Below are 13,780 nucleotides of genomic sequence, written 5' to 3'. Positions count from 1 at the left end.
CGCGCGCGCGATCTCGGCGGTCGCGGCGTCCTCCATCACGCCGTGGAGCGACACCCAGCCGGCGTGTACTCGGATTCCAGATCTCACGGTCGGACGACCGTGGGCGGGTCGTTTCCCCGGGCAGCGGCGATGGCGCGTCGCGGGTATCGACCCGCTCCGCTCGACCCACTCGTCAGGCGGGCACGATGGCGACGAGCCGCGCGGGCAGGCGCACGCGGATCGTCGAACCGACGCCGAACTCGCTGTCGACGAAGATCTCGCCGCCCATCATGTGGCACAGGCGCCGGCTGATCGCCAGGCCCAGGCCGGTGCCGCCGTAGCGGCGCGTGACGTCGGCGTCGACCTGCGAGAAGCCGGTGAACAGGCGCTCCATCTGCGCCGCGGTCATGCCGATCCCGGTGTCGCGGATCGTGAACTCGACGCACTCGACGCTGGGGAGCGGCGCATCGGCGGCCGACGGATCGAAGTCGCGGGCGCACCCCGGCCTCCGCTCGACCACCAGCTCGATGGTCCCGCGCGACGTGAACTTGCAGGCGTTGCCGAGCAGGTTGAGCAGCACCTGACGCAGGCGCGTCGCGTCGGACACCATCTCGCCGACGCCGTCGCAGCGGCAGCGGTAGTTGTTCTCGTTGCGCCCGACGAGCGGCCGGATCGCCTCGTTGATCTCGACGACCAGCGCCCCGAGGTCGAAGGCGTGCGTGACCAGGTCGAGCTTGCCGGCCTCGATCTTGCTCAGATCGAGGATGTCGCTGACGAGCGACAGGAGGTGCGTGCCGGCGGCGTGGATCCGCCGGACGTCCTCGGCGAGCTCGTGGACGTCGCGCTCGACCAGCTGCTCGTGGACGAGTTCGCTGTAGCCGAGGATCGCATTGAGGGGAGTGCGGAACTCATGGCTGACGCTGGCGAGGAACATGCTCTTGGCGTGGCTGGCCGCGGTCGCCTGGTTGCGCGCGTGCTGCAGCTCGGCGTTGAGCTCGCGCAGCGCCTTGAGCGAGCGGTTGCGCTCGATGGCGTAGCGGATCGAGCGCTCGAGCTGACGCGGGCCGAACTCGCCCTTGACCAGGTAATCGACCGCGCCGGCCTTCATCGCCTCGACGTCGAGCGAGCGCTCGGACTGCCCGGTCAGCAGGACGATGGGGGTCGTGCAGCCGCGCGCGACCACCTCGCGCAGCAGCTCGAGCCCGGTCTTCTCGCCGAGGCGGTAATCGAGCAGGCACAGGTCGGGCGCGCCCGAGAACAGCGCCTCGACGCCGTCCTCGTAGGAGTCGGCCCACTGCAGGACGTAGGTCCCCTCGCCGATCTCCTCGAGCAGCTCGGAGGTCAGCAAATAGTCGTCCCGATCGTCTTCGACGAGCAACACCGACACCGATGTGTGCACGCATGACCTCCGCGGCCCGTCACGCGGGCCGATGCTCGCCTCCGACGGCGCGCCCGTCGGGGACCCACACGCGCAGCACCGACCGACGCACGCCCTCGGTCTCGACGAACAGCTCGCCGCCGAGCAATCGACACACCCGCCGACTGCCCGAGATCCCCGACTCCGCCCAGTCGCCCCGCGGCGCCACGCCGGCGTCGGCCTGGGGGATGCTGGCGAACAACAGCTCGAGCTGCGCCGACGTCATCCACAGACCGCTGGCGCGGATCGCCAGCTCGACGCCGTCGACCCCGTCCTGCGGCTGGCGCGCGATCGACAGGCGGATGCGGCCGCGGCGCGCGAACTTGCAGGTGTTGCCGAGCAGCGTGAGCAGGACTCGCCGCAGGTGCGCCGGGTCCGTCTCGATCGAGCCGACGTCGTCGGCGCAGCTGACCTCGAGCGTGTTGTCGTTGTGCCCGACCAGCGGGCGGATCGCCGCCACCACCTCCTGGACGAACGGCGCCAGCGCCGTGGGCCGCAGCTGGACGGCCGGCTCCTCGCTCGCGCTGGTGCTGAGGTCGAGGACGTCCGACAACAGCCGCGCGAGCGTGCTGCACGCCTCGCGGGCGTCGCGGGCGTAGCCCTCCGCGACGGCGTCGCGCCCGTCGAGGCGGGCCTCGATCGCGTCTGTGCAGGCGATGATGGTCCCGAGCGACTCGCGGTAGGCCTGGCTCACGGCCGTGAGGAGGTCGTTCTTGGCCTGGTTGGCGCGCACGGCCTGGTCGCGGGTCAGCTCGAGCTCGCGGTTCAACAGTCGGAGCGCCGAGATCGAGCGCGCCCGCTCGAGCGCGTAGCGGATCGAGCGCTCGAGCAGGTCGGCGCGGATCTGGCTCTTCACCAGGTAGTCGGCCGCGCCCAGGCCCGTGGCCTCGACGTCGAGCCGGCGCTGGTCCTGCGCGGTGAGGAAGATGATCGGCACCTCGACGCCGGCGCTCGCGCTCTGCGCCAGCAGCTCCATCCCCGTCCGGTCGCCGAGCGCGTAGTCGAGGAGACAGACGTCGAACGACCCGTCGACGAGGCGCTGGAGCCCCTCCTCGAAGGTCTGCGCCCACGTGAGGGAGCAGTCCGGTTCGTCGATTTCCGAGAGCAGCGCCTGCGTCATGATGAAGTCGTCCTCGTCGTCCTCGACGAGCAGCACCGAAATTCGTTGCCTCATAGTCGCCGGCCTCGCCCGCCAGACTACCCCCGTTCCGGCGACCGCGGGGCGCGGACAGGTCACGACGTGGACAGCCGGCCCCATGAAGTCGGCCGACCGCCTGGCGGCGAGGGAGCCGCTACGTCGAGGGCGTCTCGACGATCTGGAACCAGTAAGCGCCGAGCACCTTCATGGTGTCGACCAGCGAGTCGAAGGTGACCGGCTTGATAATGAACGAATTCACGCCGAGGTCGTAGGTGCGGTAGATGTCCTCCTCGGCCTTGGAGGTCGTCAGGACGACCACCGGGATCCGGCGCAGCTCCGGGTCGCCCTTGATCACCTTGAGCGCCTCGCGGCCGTCCATGCGCGGCATGTTGAGGTCGAGCAGGATCATGTCGGGCCGCGGGTTGTCGCCGCCGGCGTAGTTGCCGCGGCCCTGCAGGTACTCGAGCAGGTCCTCGCCGTCGTCCACGAAGCGGATGTCGTTGACGAGGCGGCTCTCGCGGAGCGCCTCCTCGGCGAGCATGCGATCCTCGGGGTCGTCGTCGGCGATGAGGATGGTGATCGGTCGACGCGTCCTCACGTCCGCTGGCTCCTTTCGGGCTGCCGGAGCGGCAGCACGATCGTGAAGGTGGTCCCCTCCCCGGGCACGCTCGCGACCTTGATGGAGCCGCGGTGCTGCTCGACGATCTTGCGACACACCGCCAGACCGACGCCGGTGCCCTCGTACTTGCCGCGCCCGTGCAGGCGCTCGAAGATGCTGAAGATCCGGTCGTGGTGGCGCGGCTCGATGCCGATGCCGTTGTCCTTGACGTGGATCTGCACCATCTCGGGGTCGTCGGGGCCGCGCTCGGCGTCCGGCAGGGGCTCGGAGGTCACCTCGACCACCGGTCGCACGTCGGGCCGCGTGAACTTCAGCGCGTTGCCGATCAAGTTCTGCAGCAGCTGCCGCATGTGCACCGGGTCGGCGTCGACCGTCGGCAGCTCGCCGAGCTTGACCTCGGCTTCGTTCTCCTCGATGCGCACCTCGAGGTCGGAGAGCACGCTCTTGGCGATCTTGCCCAGGTTGACCCGCGTGTAGGCCTGCTCCTTGGCCGAGATCCGCGAGAACATCAGCAGGTCGTTGATCAGATCCTGCATCCTCTTGGCGGCGCTGCGGATCCGCTCGAGGTAGTCGCGGCCGGTCTCGCCCAGCTCGGGCTCGTACTTGTCGCGCAGGCGGTCGCTGAACGCCTGGATCTTGCGCAGCGGCTCCTGCAGGTCGTGCGACGCGACCGAGGCGAACCGCTCGAGCTCGCGGTTGCTGCGCTCGAGCTGCTGCATGTAGTCGCGCAGCTGCTGCTCCGCGTAGCGCTTGGCTTCCTCGGCCAGCCGCTCCTGGGTGACGTTGCGGGTGATCAGCACCACGCCGATCGAGCGGTCGCCGTCCATGATCGGACCGAGGCGGCTGGCGTAGTTCTCCTTGCGGCCGTCGGGGTACAGCGCGACCGTCTCGTACGTGATGAGCTTGCCCGTCTCGCGCACCGCGTCGTAGCGGGCGCGCATCGGCTCCTGCTCCTCCGGGGCGGCGAACGCCAGCATCGGCGTGCCCAGCGTCTGCTGCAGCGTGAGGCCGGGCGGGACCCGGTTCACGCCGTTGAGGATGCCGTGCTCGTCGGTGGTGAAGACGATGTCGTGCATCGTCTCGAACACCGCGGCGAGCCGGCGCCGGGCGTCGTCCCGCTGGTGGCGCAGCTCGTCGAGATCGGTGAGCTCGCGGACCGCGACCACCACCAGATCGTGGGAACCGTCGCGGCCGCACCGCAGCACCGCCGGGCGAGGGCTGATGCCGGCGCAGCGCAGGCGACACGTCAGCTCTTGCGCCGTCCCGCCCTCGCCGGCCGTCCTCAGCCCGGTAGCGACCCGCTCCCGATCCTCGGGATGGACCTGATCGGAGAAGGATTGACCGACCAACTCGGCGCTCGTGCCCTCCAACAATTGCGCGGCGGCCTGATTGACCGCGGCGATCCGACCCTCGCTATCGACGCAGATGAACGGCTCGTGGGCGAGGGCAAACAGCGCGGAGTAGTCGGGCAACGAAGCCTCCCTTACGTCCGTCCTCTATACCAGCGTTCCGCGGGCTCGAGAAGCACCGAACCCTCGCGCTCGAGTGCGGTGAGTCGCAGTGCGCGGCGCGCTTGCGACCGGATGATTGCCGCATCGCCGTCTCCCGGGCCGGCGATCAGCGGCCTCGACCGCGCAAGCGCGCGTAGATCGGGCGATCGGGGTGCACCGTTGCGGTCGGGCGAATTCCGACGCTCTGCTCCGGTAACACGTCGATTCGGAATCGCGAGAGGATCAGGGCCAGCGCGGTGCTCAGCTCGTAAATCGCGTAACGCTTGCCGATGCACGCGCGCGCCCCCGCACTGAATGGGATGTGTGCATACCGGTGGCGAGCCCGCACCTTCTCCGGCGCGAATCGTTCGGGGCGGAAGGCCCTCGGCTCGTCCCAGAACTCGGGGTGATGGTGGCAGAAATAGGCCGAAAACATGACGAAGCTGCCCTCCGGGATCCGGTACCCGAGCAGGATGTCGTCCTCGCGGCTCACCCGAGTCTGCGCCCAGATCGGCGGCCGCAGGCGCATGACCTCGTCGAAGACCATTCGCGTGTAGGTGAGTCGATCGAGGTCCTCGATGGTAGGTGCGCCCGTCAACCCGAGCCCCGCGATCTCTTCGCACACCTTCGCGTACACGTCCGGGTGCGAGCCGAGGAACCACAGCGTCCAGGTCAGGATCAGCGCCGTCGTCTCGTGACCGGCGACGTACTGGGTGACGATTTCGTCGCGCAGCTGCTGGTCGCTCATGCCGTCGCCGGTGCCGTCGTCGCGGGCCTCCATCAGCAGCCGCAGCAGCGTCGGCTGCGACTCGGGCCCGGCCTTCCGCGCGTGCCCGATGATGTCGTAGACGATGCCGTCGAGGGTCCGCAGCGCCCGGCGAAACCGCAGGTTCGCCGGCGTCGGGACCGACAGCGGCAGGGCCAGCGCCCCGCGGTTCATCCGCTGGCCGGCGATCTCGAGGCTGTCGGTGACCGCCCGCGACGAGGCCGCCTCGCGATCGCTGAGGTCCATGCCGAACAGGGTAAATCCGACGATTCGCTGGGTGAGGTGCATGATCTCGGCGTGCAGATCGATCACCGCATCGTCGCGCTCGCGCGCCTCCCACTCGCCGATCATGTCCTCGACGCAGCGGGCCATCACCGGCACCATTCGTCGCAGGTTGTCCATGTGGAAGGCCGGCTGGGTCAGCTTGCGCTGACGGACCCAGAAATCGCCGGTGCTGGTGACGAGGCCGTTGCCGAGGAGCGGACGGATCGGGTCGTAGCCCTTGCCCTTGTAGTAATTGTCGACAGCGCCGTGGAGGATCCGCTCGATCGCGTCGGGGTGGGCGGTGAAGATGATCCGACTGCGGCCGCCGGTGGGGATCTGGAAGAGATCGCCGTACTCTCGCCAGCAGCGCTCGACGTACTCGAAGATCCCCTCGCGGAGGATGGCAGGGAGCGCGCCGACCAACGGGTAGCCGACAGGACCGGGCAATCGGAGCGCTTGCTCCGCTCGTGGATGCAGGATCGTATTCATGTCACCTCGCTGGGTCGGTCTCGAAGCGGAGCGGCCCTGTGGCGTACCAACGTTGAATGCAACGGACGAGCCGGGACAGCGTGGCCGCGAACGGATCGCAGGTCCCGAGACGATCGAGGTTGTGCTGCAGCAGTCGCTCGTAGCCGCGCCGCTGCGCCTCGACGAACGCGCGCGCCTGCGCCGGCGAGAGGTCGCGCTCCAGCAGGAGCACCGAGTTCGACACGCGCCCGGCGTGCCCCTCGCGGCGCTCCTTCTCGGCGCTCTTGAGGTCGTTGAGCAGCCGCTGCGAGAGGTAGAGGTAGCGCTCGATGTTGGCGACGCGCGGGTCGTCGAGGCGCCGCGGCCGATCGAGCCGCCGCACCAGATAGGCCGCGGTGAGGATGCTCGGCAGGGTGGTGCTGTGCGCGCCCGTCTCGATGCACTCGACCAGCGAGCGCGCCTCGGCGTCGCGCGACATCCGCTCCTCGGCGAACATGGCCCGGAACACCTTGGCCGAGCCGACGCGGAACCACCGGTGGTCGTCGGGGCGCTCGGCGAGCGGCGCGAGCAGGTCGCACAGGCGCTGGAAGAAGCGGACCTCCGGGGTGTCTGCGGCGCCGACCGGCGGCTCGTCGTCGCCGTAGGCGATCAGCGTGTCCCAGTCGACCGGCGTCTCGGCCTCGCGCAGGAACTTGTCGCTGCGATCGTCGAACCAGAACCAGAAGGCGCTGACGAGGGCGATGGCGAACACCTCCTCGCGGCCGTCGACGTCGGGGTCGACGCAGGCCTCGGCGACGTAGAGCCCGTCGGCCGCGTGGTGCACGGCGAAGTCCTCGAAGTCGGCGGCCCAGGCCATGATGCGGGCCAACATGGCCTGGTCGACGGCGGCGGCGATCCGGCTCATGTCACGCCGCTCCTTCCGGGACCGCGGCGACCCGCGGCTGCCACGGCCAATTGCGGCGCAGCACGGCCATGATCCCGCCGACCACGAAGGCCTGGGTGTGCGTGGTGAAGTGGCTGAGCAGCGGGCGCGGACCGAACATGTCCGGAGTGCCAGGCCAGGTCCCGTCGGCCCGCTGCGTGTCGACGAGGTACTGCAGGGCCCGATCGACCCGCGCGGGGTGGCGATCGACGAGCGCCTGCAAGGCCAGACCGGTCGCGCTGGCCGTGCTCGGGCCGCCGTCCTCCGGCGACCAGCCGCCGTCGTCGTTCTGCCTGGCCGCCAGCGCGTCGACGCCCCGGCGCGCCAGCGGGTGGTCCGGCCCGAGCGCGCGCCCGATCTCCGCCACCGCGTACGGCTCCCCGCGGTACCAGCTGGCCGACCACACCCCCCGCCGCTCGACCTCCGCCGCCAGCCACCGCCGCGCCGCAGTCACCGCGATCCGGTGACGCCCGCGGTAAGCGTCGAGCGCCGACAGCACGTGCGCCACGACGTCCTCCACGGGCGGGTCGTCGCGGAATTGCCAGGTGCGCCACAGGCCGTTGTCCATCTGCACCCGCGCGAGATAGGCGAGCGCCCGGTCCCGCGTGCGCTCCCCCTGCAGCGTGCCGCGCAGCGCCAGCATCACCGCGCCGGTGGTGTCATTGTCGGATTCGACGCCCGAGCGGAAGGGCCAGCCGCCGTCGACGTTCTGGGTCGCCTGCAAGAAGTCGAGCGCGGGTTGCAGGGCAGTCTCCACGAATGTGGGGTGCCCGGCGAAGGCGCGGACGAGCAGCGAGGTGTCCCAGACGTCGCTGGTACAAAAGCGCCAGCTGCCGTCGGCCTGTTGATGCTCGAGCAATTGCGATCGCAGCACGAACCACGGGTCCGAGGTCGGCCCCGCGATGCACAGGGCGATGTAGGCGAGGGCGGTGCTGATCGGGTTGAAGAAGAACCCGGAGCGCGGCGCCTGCACGTGGACCAGGTCGAAGCCCGCCGCCTCGACCGCGGTCTGTCGACCGGCTCGCGCCTGCAGCAGGATGTGCAGCGCGATCAGCTCGACCTTGCTCCACTGCTTGTGTTTGGCCTGCGTGCAGCGCTCGTACTCCCGGGCGACCACCTCCCGCAGTTCCTCTTCGGACCTGCGGGCCCGCACCTCGAGCCCGGCGTGCAAGGCCAGCGTGTGCAGCAACATCGTCCGACTGGCCAGCACCGGCGCGTCGAGCTCGGGCGCGGTCAGGTCGACGACCCCGCCGGCGCCGACGAGGATCCGCCGCAGCGTGTCCTCCAATAGAAAAGACACGGGGTGATGATCCTGCGGCGCCGCCGATTCGACCCAAGCCCGCGCCCGCGCCACCGCGGCCCGATCGAGCCGCCCGGGCGTGTGGGCCAGGGCGTATCCCGCCAGCGCAGTCTCGAAGATCCGTCCGTCCGGCGCCACCTCCCACGACCCGTCGGGTCGCTGCAGGGCGATGCAATGCTCCACCGCCAGGTCCACGCACGCCGAGACCCGCTCACCCAGGGGGTGCACGAGCTGCGATGATGATTGTAAACCCTCGCCGTTCCCTTCGACGGAAGGAGATTGGTGCCGAATGATGCTGACGCGAGGACTCCGCGCGTTGATTGTCACGAGATGGTCCTATCGCATGGGTGGTTCAGAACTGTCAAGTGAGATCCAGATTCGCTTGAGTGGTCGAGCGAGTCCAATGTTGGTTGAGCAACCAGTCCGAACGCTAATCTTCACTCCAGCGCAGCGAAGCCGCGAGCCCGAGGCCCGCCCCACCGCCGTCACTCCTCTTAAGAGTGACCGAAATGCTCTCACGGATCACGCTCCGGCGACAATTTTTATCGTCCCACGAATCGAGCGCCAACACCGCGGCGTCGGTGAGAATCGTAGGTGACGGGTCGCAGGGCGGGAACCATTCGTCTTATGAACAATGTTCAGAGGGTGTTCGTATGCTCGGTGCCGCGTTCTGGAGAGTCCTCCGCCGGGGCATCCCCCCGCTCCGCCTGGGCCCCACGATGGCAGATGCTGGCCGCGTCATTCATGATGCCAACCTCGAGGCCCCCCGGCGGAGGAGGCGGGGACGGCCCGATCTACGCAGGCGACGCGAATCTGCGGGCTGATGGTAGAGTGAATCGCCCGGCGTCGCGCGAAGCCCGATGCCGACGGGGCCGACCCGAGAGAAGCCTTGTCGAGCCTCTTGGCCGACCGCTCCGCCTGACCTGCCGCATCGGCAGGTGCACTGCTGCCGGCGAGGACGGTGGAGATCGCCGCCCGGCGCGTGTAGCCTCACGAACCGGGAGATCGATGTTCCTCGGTCGCCGTCGGGGAGCCCCCGGCGTACGCTGTTCACAACCGCGGGAGCAGGCTGCTTCACACCATGCGCAATCACCGTCGGCAGGCCCCGCGTCGGCCGGAGAGGGCGCCGTTCGCTGCTCGGTCGGATGAGGATCCTGGATCCACGGAGTCACCAGCGGCTCGTCCATCCCGATTGCGGGCGCCCCGCTCTCGTGTGCACGGTGAGAACGGACGAGGAGGTACCCAAATGCACACAGGGCCGACGCGCTCTCTCGTGGCGGGTCCCCACCAGCCGGCGCGCCCGGAGATTCACGAGAGGGGTCCCGCTCTCCATGGCGGTCGCCGCGGCACCTTCACCCGAGAGGTCCGCAGTCATGACATTTGCCCAGCCGGACGATGAACAGAGCGGCGCCGTCGTCCGGGGCGAGCGCCGAGGCCCGGCGCAGATGCTCGAGCTCGACGACGATCGAGGAGCGGCGCGTCGAGCCGATGCCTTCCTGCGGGGGCGGCGGTGTACCGGGTGTCATGGCCAGGGCGAGGCGGCGGGTCAGCGGGGTTCGACGGCGCGGCTCGCTCGAAGAGCCCGCATCGCTCGTGTCGATCGAGTCGGCCATCCACGCGCCGTCGGCGTCCTGAGTGTCCATTTCGACATGTTCTAATGTTCATGACTGGCGAGACAGGTTCGAGGAGCTGCCCGGGCTTCGCGGGCGGGGACAACTCCGCCAGACCCCGACGCGCAGGGCGCGATGGGCGTGCGCGATCCCGCCAGGCCACCCCGCCAAACCTCGCCAGGGCCGCGCGAGTGGCCAATTTTCGGCCCTCGCAATTTTTCGGGGGCCTGCGGCGACTCCAGGTCCGAACGGTGACGCTCATCATGTACAGCACAGCGAACATCTCTTCGACGACGCGAGCGCGAGCCCTGGCCGGGCTGGCCGGCGCAGCGCTGTTCGTCCTGCCGGAGCGACCCGCGGCGGCGCTCTCGTGCGACGGTCCGCCGTGGGAGGCGGAGTGGTCGATGCCCGGCTCGCTGCGCGACTCGACCGCCGAGTTCCCGGTCGACGCCCAATTCTGGGAGCTGCGCGGCTGCGCGTACGACTTTGCCCACCCCTCGGAGTGCCGGCTGGAGCGCGGCGACGACGTCATTCCGGTCGCGGTCGAGGTCGACGGCGCGGAGCACTGCAACGTCGAGCCCTCGTACGTCGGCGGCGACAATTACCCGGACGCGATCGTCCGCTACGTGCCCGAGCGCCCGCTCATCCCCGACCGGTCCTATGTGCTCGTGTGCGACGACAACGGCCCCGCGCCCAACGACGAGCAGGGCCAATACACGTTCGTGCGCACGCGTTTCGACCCCACGCCAGCCGCGGCGCCGGGCTCGCTGGACGACATCGAGCTCGAGTTCAAGCGCGGCGACGAGGGCTGCTGCGAGACCGGCAGCTACCTCGACCTGCGGCTCGACCTCGAGCAGCCGTGGCTGCGCGAGGGCGGCTACGTCGAGGTGCTCTACGACGACGGCCAGGTGTTCGCGGTCCGCGAGCCCGGCAATTGGTCGGGCACGATCGAGATGCCGCCGACCACCGACGGCCTCGAGCTCACGCCGGTCGCCGCCGACGGCACCCGCGGCGAGACGCGCCGCTTCGACCGCGACGAGTACGACCGCGAGCTCATCTACACGCCCTGCGCCGTGACCGGCCACGCGTCGCCGCTGGCGCTGTGGCTGTTCGCGCCGCTGCTGTGGATCGGCACGCTGGGCCGCCGCCGTCGCGCCGCCGGAGGTGCGTCATGATTTCTCATGTCCTTTTGAACATGGCTCTTTCGACAAGTCTTTGGGGGCAGGATCCGACCCCGGTGGCCGACGCCGGCGTCGCCGTCCCGCCGCCCGCCGCGCCCGCTCCGGCAGCCGCTCCCGGCCCGGCCGCCCCTGCGCCTGCGCCTGGGACCGCGCCCGCGGCCGCCGGGGCGGCCCCGCTCGCGGGGACCGCCGATCCCTCGGCCGCCCCGCAGCCCGCGCCTGCGTATGTCCATCAGGACATGTCCTATCCGCCTGCCTATCCTCCTGCGCCGGCGCCGGCGAACAAGCCGCGGTTCGTGTTCGCGTTCCTGCCGGGGCCGACGTACGGGCTCCACTTCTTCCCCTCCGCGAACCTGCCGTTCTTCTTCGGCGCCCGGCTGAAGCACAGCCCGTGGGCGCTGGGCTTCCAGTTCACCGTGTCGGTCGGGTTCGCCGAGCGCTACCTCTCCGGGCTCCTCACCCACCGCTATCACGTCACCGGCCTGACGAGCTTCGGCGCGCGCGGGCGCGGCTTCGCCAGCGTCGGCGGCGGCTTCGCGGTCCGCTTCTTCTCGCCCATGGTCGAGGCCGAGGGCCGGGTGGGCCTCCGCTTCGGCTCGCGCCGCCGCGGCATCGTCGCGGGGATGGTCCGCCTCGGCTACGACTTCGCCCACCGCGAGGGTGCTCCGGTGCCGCAGGTCGGCGTCGTGGTCGGCATCTGCACCTTCTGAGGCGCCCCCCGAGCCCAGGCGCGAGCTGCTGCTCGCGGGTCGGTGTGACGGGCGCGCGCCGTGTAAATTATAGTTCCGAGCATGAGAGGATTTCTCCCGGCGGTCGCCGCTCTCTTCCTGCTCCTCCCGCTCCCGGCCGGCGCCGAGCCGGCCCGCGACATCGTCGACCGGGCGGTCGAGGGGGACGGCTTCAACGGCGTCGCGCTGGTGGGGCGTGGCAAAACCATCGACGCGCTCGAGGCGCGGGGCGCGGCCGACGTCGCTCATGGCGTGCCGATGACGCGGGACACGCGGTTCGAGGTCGGCTCGATCTCGAAATGGATCGCGGCGATCGTCGTCATGAAGCTGGTCGACCAGGGGAAGCTCGACCTCGACGCGCCGATCAGTCGCTACCTTTCCGACTACCGCGCCGACACCGGGGCGAAGCTCACGCTGCGGCGGCTGAGGAGCCATTCGAGCGGCCTCCCGAACGAGATACTCGCCGCGCGCCACCGTGATCGTGATGACCAACGCGAGCTACGATTATGCCAAGCTCGGCCAGCTCGGCGACGCGCTGATGGAAGCGAGCTATGCCGACGCTGGGGAGAGCGCCGAACGGTGACAGCGCGCCGCTCGCCACGGCAGAAATTGGAGCATCGCCTTCCGCGGGGCCCCTGATCCGGGTACGATGGAGCACCATGGGAAGACAGTACGGGGCCATCGTGCACGGGCGGCGCGTCGACACCGACGTGGCGTCCACCGTCGAGACACGCCCGATCGAGGGCGGACCTGTCGTCGCGCTGGTCGCGGTGCAGGGCAATCTCGCCACCCCTTCGCTCGAGAGCGTCAAGGGCGCCCTCGCACGCCTGGCTCGCGTGACCGACGGCGCCGCCGCGACGCTCGCAGCAGCGGCACCACCGCCGCCCTATGCCGCGGGCGTGGCAGTCGTGCTTCTGTTCGACGCGGTCGCGCACGTGGCCGCCACCGGCGGTGCGCGCTGCTACCGTGAACGCGGCGGCGTTCTCGAACAGCTCGCCGCTGGTGTCCACGACGCGCAGCCCGGCGACGCGTTTGTCGCCGCGAGTCACGCCAGCTTGCGCGTGGGTCACGCCTTCTTCACGTCGGCGAGCCGGGCCGCCGCCGACGCAGAGTTTCGCAACGACGCGCTCGACGCCGCACTGGCGTCCGCGCTCGCGCCCTACCCGGAATTCGTGGCAGTGGCCGCGGCGCGTATCTCCTGAAGCGCGCCGCTGCCGGCCGATCGGGGCGCCGACCGTGGAAGCGACAGGCAAGCGACCTGCGGCGGAGCTCCCAGGCGCCCGGTGTTGCCCACGTCTGGGTCGGGCCGCGGCTGGTCGCTCCGCCGGGGCTCACTGGACCGGGATCAACACCGGCGTGCCCGGCTTCTTGATCAGCAGCACGAGGAACTTCGCCGGTTCGGTGCTGCTGGCGTTGCGGCCGACGGTATGGATGTCGTCGGGGCCCTCGTAGAAGGTGTCCCCCGGCTTCAGCACGACGTCCTCGCCGTCCTTCACGCCCATCACGATGGAGCCCTCGAGCACGTAGACGAAGGCGTGGGCGTCGTGACGGTGCACGGGGTCGACGGCGCCCGGCGGATAGTCGACCCGGATCAGCAGGGCCTCCTTGCCCGGGATGTCGGCGAGCGGCTTCGTCATGAGCTCGGTGACGACGGCCTCCGCAGGAGCCGTGTCGGGCCGAGCGAGCTTCGCACTGCCCGCGCAGGCGACGAGGAGCGCGGCGAGGCCGATGAGAGTACCGAGTCTTTGGCTGGAGTGGAGCATTGGAGCGTTTCCTTGTGAGAGCGATGGGGGGTCTGCCGGCGAGGGGGCGCCGGCGATGTCGTGGAGATTGATGGGTGTGATTCAATCCGCGAGCGCGACGATGCCGCCCGGGCGGTAGGCACGTGGAGGGACGCA

Annotated in this window: 13 protein-coding genes; 4 read left to right on the top strand and 9 right to left on the bottom strand. The window is 70.1% G+C overall.

All coding sequences use genetic code 11. The annotated features are described in order from the left end of the window. Window positions 1-172: 172 nt before the first annotated feature. The 8 genes from K7C98_RS08215 to K7C98_RS08180 all read right to left on the bottom strand — a co-directional run bounded on the left by K7C98_RS08215 (window position 173) and on the right by K7C98_RS08180 (window position 9,976). Window positions 173-1,360, bottom strand: coding sequence for an ATP-binding response regulator (locus K7C98_RS08215; protein WP_224191024.1), 1,188 nt, complete (start codon window positions 1,358-1,360; stop codon window positions 173-175). A gap of 37 nt (window positions 1,361-1,397) precedes the next feature. Beyond that, window positions 1,398-2,570 (bottom strand): hybrid sensor histidine kinase/response regulator, encoded by a 1,173-nt coding sequence (locus K7C98_RS08210; RefSeq protein WP_224191023.1) that lies wholly within the window; start codon window positions 2,568-2,570, stop codon window positions 1,398-1,400. A 118-nt stretch (window positions 2,571-2,688) separates the two neighbouring features. Beyond that, window positions 2,689-3,132, bottom strand: a complete 444-nt coding sequence (locus tag K7C98_RS08205; protein WP_224191022.1) for a response regulator — start codon at window positions 3,130-3,132, stop codon at window positions 2,689-2,691. Beyond that, window positions 3,129-4,625, bottom strand: a complete 1,497-nt coding sequence (locus K7C98_RS08200; RefSeq protein ID WP_224191021.1) for an ATP-binding protein — start codon at window positions 4,623-4,625, stop codon at window positions 3,129-3,131. The genes K7C98_RS08205 and K7C98_RS08200 overlap by 4 nt, the downstream gene beginning before the upstream one ends. A gap of 145 nt (window positions 4,626-4,770) precedes the next feature. Further along, window positions 4,771-6,162 (bottom strand): cytochrome P450, encoded by a 1,392-nt coding sequence (locus K7C98_RS08195; RefSeq protein WP_224191020.1) that lies wholly within the window; start codon window positions 6,160-6,162, stop codon window positions 4,771-4,773. 1 nt (window position 6,163) lies between these two features. Next, entirely contained in the window at window positions 6,164-7,045 is an 882-nt protein-coding gene (locus K7C98_RS08190; RefSeq protein WP_224191019.1) for a terpene synthase family protein, read from the bottom strand. A gap of 1 nt (window position 7,046) precedes the next feature. Continuing rightward, complete coding sequence (locus K7C98_RS08185; protein ID WP_224191018.1) at window positions 7,047-8,591, bottom strand: prenyltransferase/squalene oxidase repeat-containing protein; 1,545 nt, start codon at window positions 8,589-8,591, stop codon at window positions 7,047-7,049. 1,124 nt (window positions 8,592-9,715) lie between these two features. Then, window positions 9,716-9,976: a hypothetical protein gene (locus K7C98_RS08180; protein WP_224191017.1), complete on the bottom strand. Its 261-nt coding sequence runs from the start codon at window positions 9,974-9,976 to the stop codon at window positions 9,716-9,718. A 260-nt stretch (window positions 9,977-10,236) separates the two neighbouring features. Here K7C98_RS08180 and K7C98_RS08175 point away from each other — a divergent pair, with 260 nt between their 5' ends. The 4 genes from K7C98_RS08175 to K7C98_RS08160 all read left to right on the top strand — a co-directional run bounded on the left by K7C98_RS08175 (window position 10,237) and on the right by K7C98_RS08160 (window position 13,084). Further along, a complete protein-coding gene (locus K7C98_RS08175) occupies window positions 10,237-11,148 on the top strand; it encodes a hypothetical protein (protein ID WP_224191016.1) in 912 nt (303 codons plus the stop codon). A gap of 245 nt (window positions 11,149-11,393) precedes the next feature. Next, window positions 11,394-11,864 carry a hypothetical protein gene (locus K7C98_RS08170; RefSeq protein ID WP_224191015.1) on the top strand — a complete coding sequence of 157 codons (471 nt, stop codon included), beginning with the start codon at window positions 11,394-11,396 and terminating at the stop codon, window positions 11,862-11,864. 81 nt (window positions 11,865-11,945) lie between these two features. Beyond that, window positions 11,946-12,521 (top strand): serine hydrolase domain-containing protein, encoded by a 576-nt coding sequence (locus tag K7C98_RS08165; protein ID WP_224191014.1) that lies wholly within the window; start codon window positions 11,946-11,948, stop codon window positions 12,519-12,521. Between the two features lie 20 nt (window positions 12,522-12,541). Beyond that, window positions 12,542-13,084 carry a hypothetical protein gene (locus K7C98_RS08160; RefSeq protein WP_224191013.1) on the top strand — a complete coding sequence of 181 codons (543 nt, stop codon included), beginning with the start codon at window positions 12,542-12,544 and terminating at the stop codon, window positions 13,082-13,084. 129 nt (window positions 13,085-13,213) lie between these two features. On the opposite strand, the gene K7C98_RS08155 is transcribed toward K7C98_RS08160, so the two are convergent. Continuing rightward, on the bottom strand, window positions 13,214-13,645 hold the full coding sequence (locus K7C98_RS08155; protein WP_224191012.1) for a cupin domain-containing protein: 432 nt from the start codon (window positions 13,643-13,645) through the stop codon (window positions 13,214-13,216). Window positions 13,646-13,780: the final 135 nt, after the last annotated feature.

This window comes from Nannocystis pusilla (assembly GCF_020073745.1).
GTDB classification, from domain to species: domain Bacteria; phylum Myxococcota_A; class Polyangia; order Nannocystales; family Nannocystaceae; genus Nannocystis; species Nannocystis radixulma.
This window is presented reverse-complemented; position numbering and strand designations above follow the sequence as displayed.